At 71.5% G+C, this 19,709-nt stretch carries 16 protein-coding genes; 13 read left to right on the top strand and 3 right to left on the bottom strand.

Features of this window, described 5'->3' with window-relative positions; genetic code table 11:
• Positions 1–23 precede the first annotated feature (23 nt).
• The 4 genes from BMY07_RS28155 to BMY07_RS28140 all read left to right on the top strand — a co-directional run bounded on the left by BMY07_RS28155 (position 24) and on the right by BMY07_RS28140 (position 5,938).
• The gene (locus tag BMY07_RS28155) at positions 24–815 is read left to right on the top strand and encodes a TIGR02569 family protein (protein ID WP_092785341.1); all 792 of its coding nucleotides are present in this window, start codon (positions 24–26) and stop codon (positions 813–815) included.
• 170 nt (positions 816–985) lie between these two features.
• Positions 986–2,971, top strand: a complete 1,986-nt coding sequence (locus BMY07_RS28150; RefSeq protein ID WP_092785339.1) for a molybdopterin oxidoreductase family protein — start codon at positions 986–988, stop codon at positions 2,969–2,971.
• Positions 2,968–4,407, top strand: coding sequence for an FAD-dependent oxidoreductase (locus BMY07_RS28145; protein WP_092785337.1), 1,440 nt, complete (start codon positions 2,968–2,970; stop codon positions 4,405–4,407). Before BMY07_RS28150 ends, BMY07_RS28145 begins: the two co-directional genes overlap by 4 nt.
• 52 nt (positions 4,408–4,459) lie before the next feature.
• The gene (locus BMY07_RS28140) at positions 4,460–5,938 is read left to right on the top strand and encodes an MFS transporter (protein ID WP_092785335.1); all 1,479 of its coding nucleotides are present in this window, start codon (positions 4,460–4,462) and stop codon (positions 5,936–5,938) included.
• Between the two features lie 447 nt (positions 5,939–6,385).
• Here BMY07_RS28140 and BMY07_RS28135 read toward each other — a convergent pair whose 3' ends face one another.
• Entirely contained in the window at positions 6,386–6,955 is a 570-nt protein-coding gene (locus tag BMY07_RS28135) for a hypothetical protein (RefSeq protein WP_092785333.1), read from the bottom strand.
• Positions 6,956–7,173: 218 nt separating this feature from the next.
• On the opposite strand from BMY07_RS28135, the gene BMY07_RS28130 reads away from it, so the two are divergent.
• The 5 genes from BMY07_RS28130 to BMY07_RS28110 all read left to right on the top strand — a co-directional run bounded on the left by BMY07_RS28130 (position 7,174) and on the right by BMY07_RS28110 (position 9,552).
• Positions 7,174–7,581: a hypothetical protein gene (locus BMY07_RS28130; RefSeq protein ID WP_092785331.1), complete on the top strand. Its 408-nt coding sequence runs from the start codon at positions 7,174–7,176 to the stop codon at positions 7,579–7,581.
• Between the two features lie 71 nt (positions 7,582–7,652).
• Complete coding sequence (locus BMY07_RS28125; protein WP_092785329.1) at positions 7,653–8,642, top strand: pirin family protein; 990 nt, start codon at positions 7,653–7,655, stop codon at positions 8,640–8,642.
• Complete coding sequence (locus BMY07_RS28120; protein ID WP_092785327.1) at positions 8,639–8,998, top strand: tetratricopeptide repeat protein; 360 nt, start codon at positions 8,639–8,641, stop codon at positions 8,996–8,998. The genes BMY07_RS28125 and BMY07_RS28120 overlap by 4 nt, the downstream gene beginning before the upstream one ends.
• Positions 8,999–9,082: 84 nt before the next feature.
• Positions 9,083–9,172, top strand: a complete 90-nt coding sequence (gene mprA, locus BMY07_RS28115; RefSeq protein WP_092785325.1) for an MprA protease, GlyGly-CTERM protein-sorting domain-containing form — start codon at positions 9,083–9,085, stop codon at positions 9,170–9,172.
• A 188-nt stretch (positions 9,173–9,360) separates the two neighbouring features.
• On the top strand, positions 9,361–9,552 hold the full coding sequence (locus BMY07_RS28110) for a hypothetical protein (protein WP_092785323.1): 192 nt from the start codon (positions 9,361–9,363) through the stop codon (positions 9,550–9,552).
• Here the strand turns inward: BMY07_RS28110 and BMY07_RS28105 are convergent.
• Positions 9,549–9,866 carry an MGMT family protein gene (locus BMY07_RS28105; protein WP_177215857.1) on the bottom strand — a complete coding sequence of 106 codons (318 nt, stop codon included), beginning with the start codon at positions 9,864–9,866 and terminating at the stop codon, positions 9,549–9,551. The two genes, BMY07_RS28110 and BMY07_RS28105, sit on opposite strands and share 4 nt — an antisense overlap.
• Before the next feature lie 2 nt (positions 9,867–9,868).
• A complete protein-coding gene (locus tag BMY07_RS28100) occupies positions 9,869–10,597 on the bottom strand; it encodes an alpha/beta fold hydrolase (protein WP_177215835.1) in 729 nt (242 codons plus the stop codon).
• A gap of 76 nt (positions 10,598–10,673) precedes the next feature.
• On the opposite strand from BMY07_RS28100, the gene BMY07_RS28095 reads away from it, so the two are divergent.
• The 4 genes from BMY07_RS28095 to BMY07_RS28080 all read left to right on the top strand — a co-directional run bounded on the left by BMY07_RS28095 (position 10,674) and on the right by BMY07_RS28080 (position 19,686).
• Positions 10,674–13,838 (top strand): ATP-dependent helicase, encoded by a 3,165-nt coding sequence (locus BMY07_RS28095; protein WP_092785317.1) that lies wholly within the window; start codon positions 10,674–10,676, stop codon positions 13,836–13,838.
• Positions 13,839–13,913: 75 nt separating this feature from the next.
• Positions 13,914–17,162: an ATP-dependent helicase gene (locus BMY07_RS28090; RefSeq protein ID WP_281245098.1), complete on the top strand. Its 3,249-nt coding sequence runs from the start codon at positions 13,914–13,916 to the stop codon at positions 17,160–17,162.
• Between the two features lie 31 nt (positions 17,163–17,193).
• On the top strand, positions 17,194–18,546 hold the full coding sequence (locus tag BMY07_RS28085) for a ribosomal protein L7/L12 (protein WP_092785315.1): 1,353 nt from the start codon (positions 17,194–17,196) through the stop codon (positions 18,544–18,546).
• Positions 18,547–18,621: 75 nt separating this feature from the next.
• A complete protein-coding gene (locus tag BMY07_RS28080) occupies positions 18,622–19,686 on the top strand; it encodes a potassium channel family protein (protein ID WP_425426361.1) in 1,065 nt (354 codons plus the stop codon).
• Positions 19,687–19,709: the final 23 nt, after the last annotated feature.

Below are 19,709 nucleotides of genomic sequence, written 5' to 3'. Positions count from 1 at the left end.
GTGGGCAGGTAGCGTCCCCGCCCGTGAGAACACCGCCCCCGCCGCACGTCCGGGCAGCCTTCGGCGCCAAGAACGCCGAGCCGGTGCTGATCGAGCACGGCCCGGTGTGGCGTTGCGGCGACATCGCGCTGCGGCAGGCGGTGAACCCGGCCGAGGCGTCGTGGGTGGCGCAGACCCTCGGCGAGCTGGAGGTGCCGGAGCTGCGGGTGGGTCGGCCGGTGCGGTCATCGGACGGCAGGTACGTGGTCGGCGGCTGGGTCGGGTTCCGGTTCGTGCCCGGTCGGGCCGAGCCGCGCTACGACGAGGTGATCTCGGCGTCGCTTCGGCTGCACAAGGTCACCGCCGAGCTGCGCAGGCCGCGGTTCCTGGGGCTGCGCGCGGACGTGTTCGCCACGGCCGACCGGCTGGCCTGGGGCGAGGAGAAGAAGGTCACCCTCGACCCGCACCTGGGTGGGCGGCTGTTCGAGATCTACGGCGAGTCGCGCAAGGACGTCACCCTCACCCCGCAGGTCGTGCACGGCGACCTGTTCGGCAACGTCCTGTTCGACGGGGACGCCGACCCGGGGATCATCGACTTCACCGCCTTCTTCCGCCCTCCGGAGTGGGCAGCGGCCGTGGTGGTGGTGGACGCCATGGCGTGGGGCGGCGCCGATGAGGCAATCGCGAAGCGGTGGGGCCACCTGCCCGAATGGCCACAAGCGCTGCTGAGGGCGCTGTTGTTCCGCCTTGCCGTGCACGCGTTGCACCCGAAGTCCACCCCGAGGTCGATGCGCGGTCTGGAGCGCGCGGCGCAGGCGATCGGACCGTTGATCTGACCCCTACTAGGGGCGGTCCCGGGCAGGTTCTTGCCAACAAAGCCTGGACGGGGCACCGCGCGATGCGCTCTCCTTGAGTGTCGGTGCAGACACAGGGGGAGCTCGTGACGAGACTTGCCGCGCCTGGCCGGGGGGACACGCACTGCCCGTACTGCGCCCTGCAGTGCGGCATGCGGCTCACCGGCACCGCCGTCGAACCCCGCGATTTCCCCACGAACCTGGGCGGTTTGTGCCAAAAGGGGTGGACCGCGGCCGAGGTGTTGCGCACTCCGTCCCGCCTGACCACGCCACTCGTGCGTGTGGACGGCGAACTCCGGGCTGCCTCGTGGGACACGGCCCTGGACCTGGTCGCCGCGAAGTTGGCGCGTTTGCGTGATGCGCACGGCGCGGACTCGGTGGCGGTGTTCGGCGGTGGCGGTCTCACGAACGAGAAGGCTTACCTGCTCGGGAAGTTCGCCAGGGTCGCGTTGGGAACCGCGCAGATCGACTACAACGGCCGGTTCTGCATGTCCTCGGCGGCCGCGGCGGGGATGCGCGCGTTCGGCCTCGACCGCGGGATGCCGTTCCCCATCGACGACGTCGCCCGGTCCGAGGCGGTGCTGCTGGTCGGTGCGAACCCGGCGGAGACCATGCCGCCGTTCGTGCAGCACCTGACCGGCGCGCTGATCGTCGTCGACCCGCGCCGGACCGCGACGGCCGAGCGCGCGGACCTGCACCTGCGGCCCCGCCCGGGCACGGATCTGGCGCTGGCACTGGGAATCCTGCACGCCGTGGTCGCTGAGGGGCACTACCGGGGCGACTACGCGGCCGAGCGGACGACGGGGTTCGAGGCCGCGTGGCGGTTGGCGGCGGCGTGGTGGCCGGAACGGGTGGAGCGGGTGACGGGTGTCGCCGCTGGTGACCAACGGCGTGCTGCCGCTCTGTTGGCCGGGGCCCGCACGGCGCACATCCTGACTGGCCGAGGCACTGAGCAGCACTCCAGCGGCACGGACATGGTGGGGGCGTGGATCAACCTCGCGCTGGCCCTCGGGCTGCCCGGGACACCGGGGTCCGGATACGGGTGCCTCACCGGGCAGGGGAACGGCCAGGGTGGGCGTGAGCACGGGCAGAAGGCGGACCAGCTGCCGGGGTACCGGAAGATCACCGATCCTGGCGCTCGCTCGTACGTCGCCTCGGTGTGGGGTGTACCAGCGGAAAGCCTTCCGGGGGCGGGGAGATCGGCCTACGAGCTGCTGGATTCCCTTGGGCGGGAGGGCGGTCCGCGGGCGCTGATGGTGTTCGGGAGCAACATCCTGGTGTCCGCGCCGAATGCCGGGCACATCGCTCAACGTCTCTCCACAGTGGACTTTCTGGTGGTCGCTGATTTCGTGTTGTCCGAGACGGCTGCGTTGGCGGACGTGGTGTTCCCAGTGACGCAATGGGCGGAAGAGGGCGGCACGATGACCAACCTCGAAGGCCGCGTCCTGCTCCGCACGCCCGCGGTCTCGGCGCCCGACGGTGTGCGCAGCGACCTGGAGTTGTTGCGCGCCTTGGCCATTCGCCTCGGTCAGCCCGAACACCGCTTCCCGGCCGACCCTGAGACCGTGTTCGAGGAACTCCGCTCAGCCTCCCGCGGCGGCCCGGCTGACTACTCCGGCATCACCTACTCCCGCCTCCGCGCGGGCGACCAACTCCACTGGCCCGTCCCCACCACCGACCACCCCGGCACCCCGCGGATGTTCCTCACCCACTTCGCCCACCCCGACGGCCGAGCCCACTTCACCCCCGTCGACTACACCGGCCCCACCGAACCCCTGGACGACGAATACCCCTTGCTGGCCACCACCGGCCGCGTCCTCCACCACTACCAATCCGGCGCCCAGACCCGCCTCGTCCCGGAACTGAACGCCGCCTCCCCGGAAGCCTTCGTCCAGGTCCACCCCGACACGGCGAGCAGAGCAGGCCTCACCGACCGCGCCCTGGCCCGCGTGACCTCCCGCCGCGGCTCCACCGAAGCCGTAGTCCACTACGACCCGACAATGCGCCTGGACACGGTCTTCCTGCCTTTCCATTTCCCCGGCGCCCAACGAGCGAACCTGCTGACCAACCCGGCCCTGGACCCGCACAGCCGCATGCCGGAGTTCAAGGTCTGCGCCGTCCGCTTGGAGTCCCTGTGAACCCGCGCCGGGTGGTTGTCGTGGGTTATGGCATGGCGGGGGCGCGGTTCGCGGAGGAGGTGCGGCGGCGGGATCCGGTGGGGGAGCGGGTCGCGTTGACTGTGGTCGGGGCTGAGTCGCATCCGGCCTATAACCGGGTGTTGTTGTCGGCGGTGTTGGCGGGGACGATGCCTGCGGGGGTTGTGGGGTTGCACGCGCCGGACTGGGCGGAGACGGCGAGGGTTGATCTTCGGCTGGGGACGCGGGTCGTGGATCTGGCGGGGCGCGAGGTCGTGCTGTCCGATGGGTCCACTGTGGAGTACGACGCGGTGGTGCTGGCCACGGGGAGTCGGGCGTGGGTGCCGCCGGTCGAGGGGTTGCGCGGGGAGTCCGGGGCGCTGGCGGCGGATGTGGCGACGTTCCGGGAGTTGGACGACTGCGCGGCGATCCTGAGTCGGGTGCGACCGGGGGCGCCGGTCGCGGTACTCGGCGGCGGGTTGCTCGGGTTGGAAGCGGCGCGCGGGTTGTTGGGGCGCGGGTGCCTGGTCACGGTGGTGCACCCGGTCGGGCACCTGATGGAGCGCCAGGTGGACCCGGCGGGCGGTGCCGTGCTGGCGAAGGTCCTCACCGACATGGGCGTCGACGTGCGCCTGGGGCGGTCGGCGGCCCAGCACCTCACCGGCGACGGGCTCAAGCTCGACGACGGCAGCCACGTCCCGGCGGAGCTGGTGGTCGTGGCCGCCGGGGTGCGCGCGGAGACCGGCCTGGCGGAGGCACTGGGGCTGGCGGTGGACGGCGGGATCGTGGTCGACGACACCCTGCGCACCAGCGACCCGCGGATCCACGCCCTCGGCGACTGCGCCGCGCACCCGGGGACCGTGCCGGGCATGGTCCAGTCCGGCTGGGACCAGGCCGTCGTGCTCGCCGACCTCGTGACCGGCGCCGACCCGGCCGCCCGCTACCGCGGCACCCCGTCCGTCGCCCGGCTCAAGGCCCGCGGCATCGACCTGGCCGCCCTGGGCGAGGTGCACGCGTCGCCGCCCGACGCCGAGGTGATCACCCTCGACGACCCGACCCGCGGCCGCTACGCCAAGCTCGCACTCCGCGACAACCGGGTCGTCGGCGCCATCATCATCGGCTTCCCCGACGCGGCCGCCACCATCACCGAGTTCTTCGACACCGGCACCCCAGCCCCCTCCGACCGCCTCGCCCTACTCCTCGGCCGCGCGAACCCCAGCGGCACACCCCGCTCCCCCGCCGACCTACCCGACGACGCCCTCGTATGCCGCTGCAACACCGTCACCAAAGCCGGCCTCGTCACCGCATGGTGCTCCGGCGCGACCAGTGTCCCCGCCCTGGTCGCCGCGACACGAGCCACCACCGGATGCGGCACCTGCGCCGACAAGACCACCGCCATCGCCACCTGGCTCACCGACTTGAACGCGGAGGGCTCGTGAACTGGCTCACCGACTTGAACGCCGCTGTCGCCGAGTTGTCTGTGGAGGGATCGTGAATCGGTGGATCGACCGGTGGGAGCCTGAGGACGAGGGGTTCTGGGCCGGCACTGGCAAGCGGGTCGCGCGGCGGAATCTGGTGTTCTCGATCTTCGCGGAGCACCTGGGGTTCTCCATCTGGGTGCTGTGGTCGGTGGTCGTGCTCAACCTGTCCAACGCGGGGTTCGGCGGCGGCACCCCGTTCACCCCGAGCGAGCTGTTCTGGCTCACCGCCGCGCCGAACCTGGTCGGGGCCGCGCTGCGGATTCCTTATACCTTCGCGGTTCCCCGTTTCGGCGGTCGCTTGTGGACGGCCATCAGCGCGGCACTGCTGCTGGTCCCGACCACCGCTCTGGCCGCCTTGGTGCACTTCGACGTGGTGCGGGAGCAGTCGCACGACGCGCAGTTCGTGCTGTTGCTGGTCGCGGCGTCGCTCGCGGGTGTCGGCGGCGGCAACTTCTCGTCGTCGATGGCCAACATCTCGTTCTTCTACCCGGAGAAGCGCAAGGGCCTCGCCCTCGGCCTCAACGCGGCGGGCGGCAACCTCGGTGTCGCCGTGGTCCAACTCCTGACCCCGCTGGTCATCATCGTCGGCGTCCCCTACGCCGTCGCCCGCAACCCGGTCCACCCCGTCCACCTGGCCTACGCGGGCCTGATGTGGCTCCCCCTGATCATCGCCGCCGTCGTCTGCGCCTGGCTCTTCATGGACAGCCTCACCATGGCCCGCTCCGACGCCGCGTCCTACGCCGCGTGCCTGAGCCGCTCGCAGACCTGGATCATGTCGGTGCTCTACATCGGCACCTTCGGCTCGTTCATCGGCTTCTCGTTCGCCCTGCCGCTGGTGATCAAGCTGACCTTCCCCGAGTTCCTCGCCGAACACCCGTTCATCGGCACCTACCTGGCAGGCCTGGGTTTCCTGGGCGCCCTGATCGGCTCGGTCACGCGCCCTCTCGGCGGTTGGCTGTCCGATCGCCTGGGGGGTGCTCGGGTGACGCTGTGGGTTTTCATCGGGATGGCGGTGTTCACCCTGATCGCCGTGCTGGGAGTCGCTCGCCGCGACTTCAGCCTCTTCTTCACGTCGTACATGGCGATCTTCGCGTTGTCCGGCGCTGGCAACGGTTCGACTTACCGGATGATCCCGGTCATCTTCGGCGCGCTGGGTCGGCGGGAGTCGGATGACGCGGCGACTGCGTTGCGGTACAAGCGGATGGCTGCTGCGGTGATCGGGATCGCGGGGGCTATCGGGGCCTTCGGTGGGTTCCTGATCCAACAGGTGTTCCGGCTCGCCAGCGCGCCGGTGGGGGCGGCGGTGGCCGCTGCTCGGACCGTGGAGGAGAAGGCCGCTGCGGCCGCTGCGCACGCTACTTGGTCCACGGCGGCGTTGTGGGTGTTTGTGGTGGGGTATGTGGTGTTGGCTGGGGTTACGTGGGTCTTTTATCTGCGGCGGAGTTCGGGGGATTCTCGGGTGCCTAGTTTGGCTTATGCGCAGGTGTGAGGTGGGCTGTGCGGCTCTCGTGCTCGCCTGCGGCGTCGACGATCAATGCCTCGCCTGCGGCATTGGCCGGGGCGCGAGTTTCGAGCTGTGCTCGATGGGGCGAACTTGTTTTGTGCGGGGCCCCTACGGCACCCGGGCAGAACCGCAAAGCAGGGGCCGAAAAGCAGGCCCTGCCGCGAACGACGCTACGGGTGCCGTTCCCCCACACAAAACAAGTTCGCCCCATCGAGCCGGCTTGGCACCAGCGGATCCGAGGAGCGCTTGTCGGCCAACGTCGTTTGGGGGGCGTGGTGGGGCCAACGTCTGTGAGGGCCGGGTGGTTGGCCAACGTTGTTTGGGGGTGAATGGTTGGCCAACGTCTGTGAGGGGCGCGTGTGGGCCAACGATCGTGAGGCCGGGTAGGAGCCAACCTTCTTGGCCTGTTGGTCGATGTTGTGGGGTCGTCAGCTACTCGGGGGTGTCGGTGAGGCGGGCGAAGAGGGGGTCGATGATCTTGCGGACCGTGGGGCAGGGGGCGGTTTCGAAGCTGCCGAGCACGGTCAGGTGTGAGCCGTGTTCGTGGGGGGCCAGGTAGGGGTCCAGGGCGATCGCCAGGCCGCAGGCGGTGGGGTCTGGGCCTATTACCTGGTAGGCGGTGTTGCCGAAGTGGTCTTCGGTGCGGACGTAGCTGGGGGTGCCTGGGGGTTCGGCTCGGAAGAGGATGGAGACGTTGGTGGTGCCTCGGGCGTAGGGGAGGCGGTAGCGGCACAGCTCCGGGGTGCCGAGCAGGGGTTCGGCCTTCACGCCGGTCGCCTTGGTGATCAGGGGGACGTAGCTGGGGCAGTCGAGGACGGCGGGGGCGAGTTTGGGGGAGCCGACCATGGTGTTCGGTTGGCGGGTGGGGGGTGGGGTCGGGAACGAGGTGGTGGCCTCGTTGCGCACGGGGGCCAGCTGGGGCTGGGGGCTTGCGGTCGAGGTGGCTGCGCAGCCGGTGAGGGTCAGGGCGGTCAGGAGAGCGGCGGTGGATCGGGCGAGCACGCGGAAACGGTAGGTGCTGCCCGGCGCTGCCGCCGGGCGCGCGCGGGGGATTCCACCGATCGTGGATCTTCGGGGTCCGGTGTGGACATGAGGCCGGCACGCGTAACGCGCGGGGCCGGTCCGTCGAACCTGCGGATATGAGGTCAATCGCCGGTTTGTTGTTGCTCGCCACCCTGATCACTGGCTGTTCCGGACCCGTCACGGGAACGGCGTCGGGAGTGGACACGCCAAGCACCACCACAACCCGCGAGACGACCACCACCAAGCCGACGACCACCGCGAAGTCGACCACCAAGCGCCCCACCACCACGACCGCCAAGCCCAAGTCGGACGTCCCCGTGGTCGACGAGAGCGCCCCCACCACCTACTGCGACCGCCCGTTCAAGGGCGCGCTCGGCAAGAACATGCTCGCCGCCGTGGTCGAGACGCCGCGCGGCAGGCTCAACTGCGAGCAGGCCGCCGCGATCCTGTTCGACTACTACGCCGCGCGCCCCGAGCCCAAGACCGGCCAGGTGGACTTCGAGATCGGGCCCATGCGCTGCAACCAGGTCGCCGAGCCCGCCCTCCCGCAGGTCGTGTGCGCAGACGAGGACAACCTCATCTACTCGATGTGGGCGCAGACCTGAGGAATAATTGAGCGCGCAACTAGGTTGACGGGGGTGTGGTCGCCGCCCGGGTGGCCCGAGAGGAGGCAGTCATGCCTGCTGTCACCGCCGACACCCTGACCCTGCCCCGCCTGCCCGTCCTGCCCGGGTCGGACACGATCTGGCGCGGGGTGCGCACGACGGTGCGGGCCGAGTCCTTCCTGGAGGGCGAGGGTTTCCGGGTTCGCAGGCCGTTCCCGGGCGTCGACCTTGCGATGGCCGACCCGTTCCTGCTGCTCGACCACATGGGAGCCGTCGAGTACGGCCCCGGCGAGGCCAAGGGCGCGCCGTGGCACCCGCACCGCGGCTTCGAGACGGTCACCTACATGATCGACGGCGCGATGGCGCACACCGACTCCATCGGCGGCGGCGGGCTCATCACCGACGGTTCCACCCAGTGGATGACCGCCGGGAGCGGGATCCTGCACAACGAGGTCCCGCCGCCGGAACTGGTCGCCACGGGCGGGTTGTTCCACGGCGTGCAGTTGTGGGTGAACCTCCCGAAGGCGCTGAAAATGGTGCCACCGCGTTATCAGGACATTGCTGCGGGTGACGCGAAGTTGCTCGCCAGCGAAGACGGTGGCGCTCTTGTGCGCGTTATTGCCGGCGACCTCGCTGGATATAAGGGGCCGGGGTCGACATACACGCCGATCACTTACCTGCACGCGACCGTGGCTGCCGGAGCACGGTTGGCCTTGCCTTGGCCGGAGGACTTCAACGCACTCGCTTATGTGCTGTCCGGTCGCGGCACCGTTGGCCGGGAAGGCAGGCCGCTGCAGGAAGGTGAGCTCGCCGTGTTCGGCAATACCGGGCAGGCGCTCACGTTGCGCGCCGCGGACACCCAGCCCGGCAACTCCCCGACGTGGGAGGTGCTCGTGCTCGGTGGCCTGCCGATCAACGAACCGGTCGCCCGATACGGTCCGTTCGTGATGAACACCCGCCAGGAGATCCTGCAGGCGTTCGACGACTACCAGGCCGGGCGGCTGGGCCAGATCCCCGTCGCCCACCGCAGTTCCGCCGACATCACCGAGGAGGACGCGTGACCGACCTCGCCACGCTCTACGAACTCGGGCGCCGCTACCGCGAGGGCGGCGACCCGGCCACCGCGGCCCGCTACCTGGCGCAAGCCGCCGAACTGGACCCGACCTCGCGCGCGGTGCTGACCGAGTTGGCGCTCGCGCACTTCCAGTCCGCCGCGCTGGGCAAGGCCGAGGCGACCGCCCGCTCGCTGGTCGAACTCGACCCGTCGGACGCGTTCGCGCTGACCCTGCTCGGCCGCGCGCTGGCCAGGCAGAGCAAGCACGCCGAGGCCGTGCCGCACCTGCGGCTCGCGGCGGCGATGACCGGCTCGGCCGAGGCCGGTTCCGCGCTCGCTGAATGTGAGTCACGCCTCACCTAGCGTGTGCCGAAATGCCCGCTGATTGGGTGGAAAACCTTCCACCCAATCAGGCAACCGAGTGCGTGCCGAAGCGTCCTGGAATGCATGGACGTTGGTCTCATCGCGGTTGTCGTGGGGGCGTTGCTGCTCGTCAGCGGTCTCATCGCCTTCACCAAGCGCCGCATCAAGCAGTGATTGTGTTCGGCCAATCGCATTCCGTGACATTCACACCGGCGTAACACATCAGGTCCCTTGGGCCTCTTGCGGCAGCCCGCATTGGGCTGAAAGAGTGATGGCCACTCCGGCCGGCACGCCGCGCGAAAACCCCTGTGGGCACCTCGACGCCCTTCGTGGTGGCGGCCGTCTCTAGGAAGGTTCTCGCCATGACGCTCGCGAACGGGACACCGACGTCCCCGACCAGGATCGCCGCGGCCAGGGAGGTCGAGTCGATGCACAACGCGGAGCAGTGCAGCAAGGCGGCGCGCACGGTGGCCGACCACTCCTCCGATGCCTCCGACTGCCTGCGCCTGCTCGACATGCTCGGCCTCGACCCGGCCGACGGCAAGCGCCGCTAGAACAAGCCAGGTTCTTCCTCGGGGACCACGTCCGCCCACCGGTGGCGGCGCAGGTCGACCTTGTCGCCGTCGGCGAGCACCCCCTCCGCGCGCAGCCGCGCCAGCTGTTCCCCGGCCAGGTGCGGCGCTGGCGTGCCGTTGGCGCGCAGCACCCGGTGCCACGGCAGGTCGTGGCCGTCCTCGGCCAGGACCTTGCCCACCAGCCGCGGCGACGGCGCCTTGGTCAGGTCCGCGATGTCGCCGTAGGTGGCCACGCTCCCCTCGGGGATCGACTTGATCGCCTCGCGCACCCGCTCGTGCAGTTCCTCGTCCACGCTCATCCCCTGAGGAAGTCGGTCACCAGAGCGCCAACGCGTTCCGGCGCGTCCACATAGACCACGTGGCCGCAGTCGAGGTCAACGACTGTCGCCGGACCGGCCGAGTCGAGGAACTCGGGCCCGACGTACGGCGCGCGCAGTGCCCGCACGACCAGCGTGTCGCCGGTCGGCGCCGGTACCGGTCGGCACATCTCGCTCCACGCCGTGGCGACCGCGGGCGGGCAGTACCGGGGCCGCCAGCCGTCGCCGACACGCTGCCAGTGCGCCGCGACCTCCTCGGCCACCACCTCGTCCGACGCCGCGGGCCAGTCGCCACTCTGCGCAGCGACCGGATCGCTCACCGTCGCCGCCGCGTTCTCCGCGTACGCCAACGCGTCTTCCGGCCGGACGCTCACGGCCGGGTCGAGCAGGACCACCTTGCCCACGCGGTGCCGCGGCAGGTGCAACGCGATCAGACCGCCGAACGAGTGCGCCACGACCGGCGGCGCGTCCAGCCCGAACGCGTCGATCACCGCGAGGACGTCCTCGACGTGCTGCTCCAGCGTCCACGGCGGCAGCGCGGGGGAGTGGCCGTGCCCGCGCAGGTCAGGGGCGATCACCCGGTGGCCGGGCAGGTGCCGCTCGGCCAGCCCGCGGAACCGGCCGCCGTGCCCGGTGACCCCGTGCAGTGCGAGCAACGGCTGCGCGTCCGGCGGTCCGAACTCGTGCACGGTCAGGGCGTCGGCCATACCGCGCATCATCCCATCCGCCGCCGTTGGGCGTGCCGCGTCCGGGTCCCGGTGGCGGCCGTGGTCCAATCGGCGGATGGTCGCCGGGAAGTCGCCGCTCGCTCCGCGGCTGGTCCGCGGACCGCAGCCGCGCAGGCGCCCGCTGCGCTGGGGCGAGGACGCCCGCCGGGTGCTCTCCGGCGCCGACGGGTTCGTCCGCGTGCTGGGTGGTCCCGGCTCGGGCAAGACGACCCTGCTCGCGGAGCTGGCCGCCGACCGGATCCTGCGCGGCGGGGTCGACCCCGAGCAGCTGCTGGTGCTCACCGCGAGCCGCCGCGCCGCCGCCGACCTGCGCGGACGCGTCACCGAGCTGCTCACCGACCAGGGCGCGCCCCGGACCGTGCGGGAACCGCTGGTGCGCACCGTGCACTCCTACGCCTTCGCCGTCCTGCGCATCCAGGCGATGCTGCACGACGGCCCCGGCCCCCGGCTGCTGTCCGGTCCCGAGCAGGACGCGGTGATCCGGGAGCTGCTGGCAGGCGACATCGACATGGGCGCCCGGCACTGGCCAGAACGGCTGCGGCCCGCGCTCGCCGTGCCCGGGTTCGCCGAGGAGCTGCGGGACCTGATCCTGCGCGCCGCCGAACGCGGTCTCGGCCCCGAGGACCTGGTGGACCTGGGCAAGCGGGAAGGGCGCGAGGAGTGGATCGCGGCGGGCCGGTTCGGGCAGCAGTACGAACAGGTCACGCTGCTGATCGGGTCGGCGGACAGCGGCATCGCGCACACCGCCGCGCCCGCGCTGGACGCCGCCGAGCTGGTCGCCAGCGCCCTGCTGGCCTTCGAGACCGACACCGAGCTGCTCAACGCCGAACGCGACCGGGTCAGGTACCTGCTCGTCGACGACGCCCAGCACCTCGACCCGTTGCAGTACGCGCTGCTGCGGACCCTGGGCGGCGCGGCGAAGGAGTTCGTCGTCGCGGGCGATCCGGACCAGGCGATCTTCTCCTTCCGCGGCGCCGATCCAGCCCTGTTGCGCGACGCCGATCCCGGCGGCGGCACGGTGGTTCTCGGGTCCGGTCACCGGATGGCGCCCGCTGTCCGTCGAGCTGTGTCGCACCTGGCGGCGCGGTTGCCGGGCGGGGTGCGGCGGGTCGACAAGAGCCAGGCCGAGGGCGGGACGGTCATGGTGCGGCTGCACCCGTCCGCCGCGGCCGAGGCGAGCTGGGTGGCGAACCAGTTGCGGCGCGCGCACTTGCTCGACGGGGTGCCGTGGGCGGACATGGCCGTGCTGGTGCGCTCGGCGACCCGCTCGGTGCCGGTGCTGCACCGGGCGCTCGCGGCAGCGGGGGTTCCGGTCGCGGCGCCGGGGGACGAGCTGCCGTTGTCGCAACAGCCCGCTGTGCGACCGTTGTTGGCACTGCTGCGGTGCGCCGCCGTGCCCGCGGTGCTCGACCCGGCGTTGGCGGAGATGTTGCTGTCGTCGCAGCTCGGCGGCGCGGATCCGTTGGCGCTGCGGCGGTTGCGGCGTGGTCTGCGCAGGCTGGAGCTGACCTCCGGCGGCGACAAGTCGAGCGACGAGCTGCTGGTCGAGGTCATCAACGACGACGACAAGCTCAGCGCGCTCGCCGACACCGAGGCCGGTCCGGTCCGCCGGGTCGCCGGGCTGATCTCCCTGGCGCGCAAGGGGATCGACGAGGGTGTCGGGCTGGAGCAGATCCTCTGGGACGTGTGGCAGACCAGCGGCCTGGAGGCGCGGTGGGTGACCGTCGCCTCGCGCGGGGGCCCGGTCGGGGCGCAGGCGGACCGGGACCTGGACGCGATCGTGGCGTTGTTCCACACGGCGCAGCGGTACGCGGAGCGGCTGCCCGGGTCGGACGTCACGGGGTTCGTGAGTCACATCGTGTCGCAACGGATCGCGGGCGACACGCTCGCACCCACCGCGCCGCAAGGGGATGCTGTCGCGGTGCTGACCGCGCACGCCGCCGCCGGTCGCGAGTGGGCGGTCGTGGCGGTGCCCGGCGTGCAGGAAGGTGCCTGGCCGGACCTGCGGCTGCGCGGGTCGCTGCTCGGTGTGGAGCGGCTGGTCGACATGCTTTCCGGTGTGGGGGAGCAGGTTTCGGCGACGGCACCGCTGCTGGCGGAGGAGCGGCGGCTGTTGCTGGTCGCGGCGTCCCGGGCTCGGTCGAAGCTGCTGGTCAGCGCGGTGCGCGGGGACGACGAGCAGCCGTCGCGGTTCCTGGCCGAGCTGGCAGGCGCCGACACGGCGGAGACCGACATGCCGGTGCCGATGGCCGAGCAGGAGCGGGCGCTGGTGCTGGCCGATCTCGTCGGCGAGTTGCGGCAGGTCGTGTGCGACGCCGGTGTCGACGCGGCTCGGCGTGGTCAGGCGGCGCGGCAGTTGGCCAGGTTGGCCGAGGCGGGCGTGCCGGGGGCGAACCCGGACAGTTGGTACGGGCTGCCGGAGTTGACGACCGTCGCCCCGCTGCGCGCCGCCGACGAGCCGGTGCGGGTGTCACCGTCCACAGTGGAGATCCTGGCCAAGTGCCCGCTGCGGTGGATGGTCGAGCGGCACGGCGGGCAGGACCCGGCCGAGCTGGCGGCGGTCACCGGGACCCTGGTGCACGCGCTGGCCCAGGCGGCGGCGTCCGGGGTGCCGCGCGCGGAGCTGATGGTCGAGCTGGACAGGGCGTGGAACTCGGTCGACGCCGGGGCGCCGTGGTTCTCCCGGCGGGAGCGGCAGCGGATCCGGGCGATGCTGGACACCTTCCTCGGCTGGATGGCGGCCACCCGCTCGGAGTTGACGCAGGTGGCCGTCGAACGCGAGGTCTCCGTCGAACTCCCGGACAAGATCACCGTCGCAGGCCGGGTGGACCGCCTGGAGGTCGACGCCGAGGGCCGCCCGGTGATCGTCGACATCAAGACCGGCAAGTCCCCGGTCAGCGCCAACGACGCCCAGGAACACCCCCAACTCGCCGTGTACCAACTGGCCGTCGCCTACGGCGCCTTCGCCGACCTCGGCACCGACCCCGGCGGCGCCCGCCTGCTCTACGTCGCCAAACCCAACAAGAAGACCAGCGCCACCGAACGCACCCAGTCCCCGGTCCACGGCGAGTCCGCCACCCACTGGCTGAACATCGTGCGCGAGGCCGCCGCGTCGACCGTGGGCCCGGAGTACACCGCCTACGAGAACCCGGACTGCCCCCGCTGCCCCGTCCGCACCGCCTGCCCCCTGCACCCCAGCGGCCGCCAGGTCACCGAGTAGGCCTGACCCGCTCGTCCACGCGGGCGGGTTGTCGGGGGTTCGGAGTACAGTGTCGCGGGTGAGGTGGAGGTCTCGGTGAGTTTGCCGCTGCCCGGGTTGGCGCTGGTCAGCCCGGTGGAGTTGGCGGCCGAACTGGGGTTGAAGCCGCCCACCCGGGAGCAGGCCGAGGTCATCTCCGCGCCGCCGGAACCCGCGCTCGTCGTCGCCGGGGCGGGGGCGGGCAAGACCGAGACCATGGCCGGGCGCGTGGTCTGGTTGGTGGCCAACGGGCTCGTCACGCCGGAGCGGGTGCTGGGGTTGACCTTCACCCGCAAGGCCGCCCGGCAGCTCGCTGAACGGGTCCGGGCCCGGTTGCGCAGGCTCGCGGGCGCCAAGCTGCTCGACAAGCTCGACCCGACCGGTGAGCGCAAAGCCGCCGTGTTCGCGGGCGAGCCCACGATCCTCACCTACCACGCCTACGCCGGCCGACTCGTCGCCGAACACGGCCTGCGCCTGCCCGTCGAGCCCGGCGCCCGGCTGCTCACCGAGACCGCGTCCTGGCAGGCCGCGCACCGCGTCGTGTCCACCTGGGGCCAGGACCTCGACACCGACTACGTGCCCGCCACCGTCACCCAGTACCTGCTCTCCCTCGCGGGCGAACTGGCCGAGCACCTGGTCGAGCCGGACGCGCTGCGCGAGCACGCGGAGGCCGTCTGCGCCGCCATCGAGTCCGCCCCCCGCGCCAAGGGCCAGCGCGCCGAGCCGTCCCAGGACCTGCAGAAGATCCTTGTCACGCAACGGTTCCGGGTCGCGCTCCTGCCGCTCGTGCAGGCGTACGCCGACCGCAAGCGCAAGGAGGGCGCGCTCGACTTCGGCGACCAGATGTCGTTGGCCGCCAAGCTCGCCGCCAGCCACCCCGAGACCGTCGCCGGTGAGCGGGCCCGCTTCGGCGCCGTGCTGCTCGACGAGTACCAGGACACCGGGCACTCCCAACGGGTACTGCTGCGGTCGCTGTTCGGCAGCTCGCTGGAGTACCCGGACGCGGAGCCGATGCCGGTCACCGCGGTCGGCGACCCGGCGCAGGCGATCTACGGCTGGCGCGGCGCGAGCGCGGCCAACCTGCCCCGGTTCACCACCGACTTCCCGCAGAAGCACCGCGGCCGCAAGGAACCGGCGACCCGCTACGGCCTGCTCACCAGCTTCCGCAACCCGCCGGAGGTGCTCGAGCTCGCCAACGCCGTGTCCGACCCGTTGCGCCGCAGCGGCTTGGAGGTCGACGAGCTGCGCGCCCGAGAGGAAGCGCCGCCCGGCGACATCCGGATCGCCCTGCTGTCCGATGTGGACACCGAGGTGCAGTGGCTGGCCAACCAGGTCGCGGACCGCTGGCACGCCGTGGTCGAGGAGCGCGGGACGCCGCCGACCGCCGCCGTCCTGGTGCGCCGCCGCGCCGACATGGCCGACATCGCCACCGCCCTGCGGGAACGCGGACTGCCGGTCGAGGTCGTCGGCCTCGGCGGGCTGCTCGACGAACCCGAGGTGCGCGACCTGGTCAGCACCCTGCGCGTGCTGATCGACCCGCTCGCCGGTACCGCCGCCGCCCGCCTGCTCACCGGGTCCCGCTGGCGCGTCGGCGCCGCCGACCTGGCCGCGTTGTCGCGCCGCGCGAGCGCGCTGGCCGGTGCGTACGCCACCGAGCCGGGCAACCTCGTGCCGGGGGAGGGCGCCGAGCAGGCCGGGCTGGTCGACGCGATCGACGACCCGGGCGAGCCCGCGCTGTACTCCGAGGCGGGCTACCAGCGCGTCCGCACCCTCGGCCGCGAGCTGACGATGCTACGGCGCAGGCTCGACCAGCCACTGCCCGAGCTGGTCGCCGACGTGGAGCGCACCATGCTGCTCGACATCGAGGCCACCGCCCGCCGGGGTGGCGCGGGCCGGGCGCACCTGGACGCGTTCGCCGACGTCGTCGCCGACTACGCGCAGGCGGCCCCGGCGGCGAGCCTGTCCGCGCTGCTGGACTACCTCGCCACCGCGGAGGCCGCCGAGGACGGGCTGGAGCCGGGCGAGGTCGTGGTCGCCGAGGACCGGGTGCAGATCGTCACCGTCCACTCCGCGAAGGGCCTGGAGTGGGAGGTCGTCGCCGTGCCGCACGTGGTGCGCGAGGTGTTCCCGAGCGGTCGGCGCGGCGGCAGCTGGCTGCGCACGGTCACCGAACTGCCCGCCGACCTGCGCGGCGACGCGGTCGACCTGCCGAGGTTGAACCTGGCGGGCGCGGCCAACCGCAAGGAGGTCGAGCAGCAGCTGAAGATCCACAACGAGGAGTTCGCCGAGCGCGGCCTGCTGGAGGAGCGGCGGCTGTTCTACGTCGCGCTGACCAGGTCGGAGCGGGTGCTGCTGGTGTCGGGGCACTGGTGGGCGCGCACCGGGAGCACACCGCGCGGCCCGTCCGACTTCCTGACCGACCTCGGCGGGTACGAGGCGTATGTGGACATCTGGGCCGAGGAGCCCGAGGAAGGCACCGAGAACCCGCTCACCGCCGCCGTCCGGTCCGCGAGCTGGCCCGCCGACCCGTTGCGCGACCGGCGGTCCGATGTGGTCGCGGGGGCGGAGCTGGTGCGCGCCGAGTTGGCGGCGCTGCGCGCGGGGGAGGACGCGGTCGAGGAGCAGGACGACCCGGACGGCTGGGTGCGCGACACGGACGTCCTGCTGGCCGAGCGGGCCTCCGGGGGGCGCCAGGAGCAGGTGCGGTTGCCGGACAGCCTCTCGGTGAGCCAGCTCGTCGAACTGGCCGCCGACCCGACCGCGCTGGCCCGCAGGCTCCGCCGCCCGCTGCCGTTCCCGCCGAACCCGGTCGCCAGGCGGGGTACCGCCTTCCACGCCTGGCTGGAGCGCCGGTTCGGCTCCCGCGCCCTGCTCGACCTGGACGAGCTCCCCGGCGCCGCCGACGACGACGCCGCTCCCGACTCCGAGCTCGACCGGCTGCGCGAGGCGTTCCTGGCCAGCGACTGGGCCAACCGCACCCCGCACGAGGTCGAGGTCCCGTTCGCCACCGACGTCGACGGCATCGCCATCCGCGGCCGCATGGACGCCGTCTACCTCGACCCGGACGGCGGCTGGACCATCGTCGACTGGAAGACCGGCCGCGTCCCCGACGACGACCACCTCCCGGCCCTCACCGTCCAACTCGCCGCTTACCGCCTCGCCTGGTCCGGCCTTTCCGGCATCCCCCTGGACCGAGTCCGAGCCGCCTTCCACTACGTCCGCCCCAACACCACCCTGCGCCCCGCCGACCTCATGGACGCCGAAGGTCTCAAGGCGCTGCTGCGCACCATTCCCCACGCCGAGTAACGGGCTGACTCCGCAGGCGATCTACACAGGCGTGTCCACCACTCCCGCTGGGATCCGCAATGACGAGCCTGCCTCGGTTGACGCGCTCGATCGGGACAAGATCGCCAGGGCGTTGGCCACGGCGGTGAAGGTGTGTGACACGCCGTTGGTCGTAGGCGTCTACGGGTCCTGGGGGACCGGTAAGACCTCCCTGATGAAGTTGGTGCAAGGGGAGCTGGAGAGCGAGACCGACTTCTACACCGTCTGGTTCGACTCCTGGCAGCACCAGTTCGACGAGAACCCGGCCATAGGGCTGCTGCACACCATGGTCGCCCAGTTGGGCCTGGCCGAGAAGAGCGGCAGCCAGGCCCGGGAGCTGCTGACCTCCGTAGCGGGGGCGTTCACGGACCTGACCCAGTGGGTGCAGCCGCTGGTTGATGGCTCTGCCGATCTCGATCAGCTCAGGCAGCGGTTCTTGGATGAACGGTTCAAGGCCCGTGAGCAGCAGATCTTGCTCCACAAGCACCTGCGCGACCTGCTCGACAAGGCAACCGAGCGCGGTGCCATCCGGCTGGCGTTCTTCATAGACGACCTGGACCGGTGTCTGCCCGAGTACATCCTCAAGACACTTGAGGCGCTCAAGCTGTTCCTCAACATCTCCGGCTGTGTCTTCGTCCTCGGTGTCGACCGGGAGGCGCTGGAGAGCACTATCCGCGCCCGTTACGGCGACCGGGGCATCAGTGAGCACTACCTCGACAAGATCGTGCAGGTGCCGTTCGCGCTACCGCCCATCACCAAGGCGGCCGCGACCCGGTTCGTGAAGTCGATGCTGCCGGAGGAGCTCGTCGGGGTTACCGACGACATCGTCGCCGGGCTCGACCCCAATCCGCGGCAGCTCAAGCGGTTCGTCAACTCGTTCATCCTCAACAACGAGCTGGCCAAGGAGATCTTCGAGGGCCCGGACTACAGCCCGATCGTGCTGGTCGACCTGCTGATCGTGCAGTACCGGCTGCCCGCGTTCTACAAGGAGATCGCCGAGTCGCGGCAGGCGCTCATCGCCGACCGGCCGGACAAGACGGTCGCCGGGGTCGACCAGCTCTCGTCGGTGCGCAGGCTGGTCGACCTGGTCGCCAGGGACCCGTCCGCGCTCGACGGCTACATCTACCTGTCCGAGGCCATCAGCGTCCGCCGGATCGCCTTCGACGTGGTGGTCACCGAGGTCGGCGAGTTCCGCATCCAGCTGATCAAGGTGCTGCGCGAGGTGCTCGGCTGCACCCTCACCGAGGCCCGCGACCTGGCCGAGTCCCCGCCGCCGATCATCATCGCCACCGCCAAGACCCGGGAGGAGGCCGAGGTGCTGCTGGCCAGGGTGCTGGCCACCGGCAGCACCGGCGAGATCCGCTGAGGAGGGTGGGAGCGAGCGGATCCGGGAGCGGGTGGGTAGCCTTCCGGCCGTGAGTCGCACGGTGGGGAAGTGGCGGTGATCCGCCCACGGCGCTCGGCTGAGGACCTCGCCGGACGGGCCGAGCACGACCTGGTCGGCATCATCCGCATGCCGGAGAGCAGCGTCAGCCCGGTCACCGCCATCGTGCGCCGGATCGCCTGGGCGGTGGTGGCGCTGTTCGCGGCCGTCCTGCTGGTCTACCTCGACCGCGACGGCTACCGCGACGTCAACGAGGACGGCATCTCCTTCCTCGACGCCGTCTACTACGCCACCGTGTCCCTCTCGACCACCGGCTACGGTGACATCACCCCGGCCAGCGACTCGGCCAGGCTGCTCAACATCCTGGTCATCACCCCGTTGCGGGTGCTCTTCCTCATCGTCCTGGTCGGCACCACGCTCGCGGTGCTGACCGAGCGCTCCCGGCAGGCTTTCAAGATCCAGCGGTGGAGGTCGAACGTGCGGGACCACGTGGTGGTCGTCGGGTACGGCACCAAGGGCAGGTCGGCGGTGAGCGCGGTGCTCTCCGACGGGGTCGAGCCGAGCCGCATCGTGGTCGTGGACACCGACCAGGCCATGTTGGACGCGGCCTCGTCGCTCGGGCTGGTGACGGTGCACGGCTCCGGCACGAGATCGGACGTGCTGCGCGTCGCTGGCGTGCCCAGGGCCAAGTCGGTGGTGGTCGCGGCCAGCCGGGACGACTCGGCGGTGCTGATCACGCTGACCGCCAGGGAGATGTCGCCCAACGCGCAGATCGTGGCCGCGGTCCGCGAGACCGAGAACGTGCACCTGCTGCGCCAGTCCGGCGCGAACCAGGTGGTGGTGTCCAGCGAGACCGCCGGGCGGCTGCTGGGCATGGCGACGCACACCCCGACCGTGGTGGACATGGTCGAGGACCTCATCACCCCGGACGAGGGCCTGGCCATCGCCGAGCGCGAGGTCGAGGACAGCGAGGTGGGCGGGTCGCCGCGGCACCTGCCGGACATCGTGCTGGGGCTGGTGCGCGCCGGGAAGCTCTACCGGGTCGACTCCTCGGAGGCCGACGCCATCGAGCTCGGTGACCGGTTGCTCTACATCCGCAAGGTGACGCCGGCCGAGGACTGACGGTTCCTCGCGCGGTCTGCGAC

The organism is Actinokineospora terrae (assembly GCF_900111175.1).
Taxonomy (GTDB): domain Bacteria; phylum Actinomycetota; class Actinomycetes; order Mycobacteriales; family Pseudonocardiaceae; genus Actinokineospora; species Actinokineospora terrae.
The sequence above is the reverse complement of the archived record's forward strand: the minus strand, read 5'-3'. Positions and strand labels throughout refer to the sequence as shown.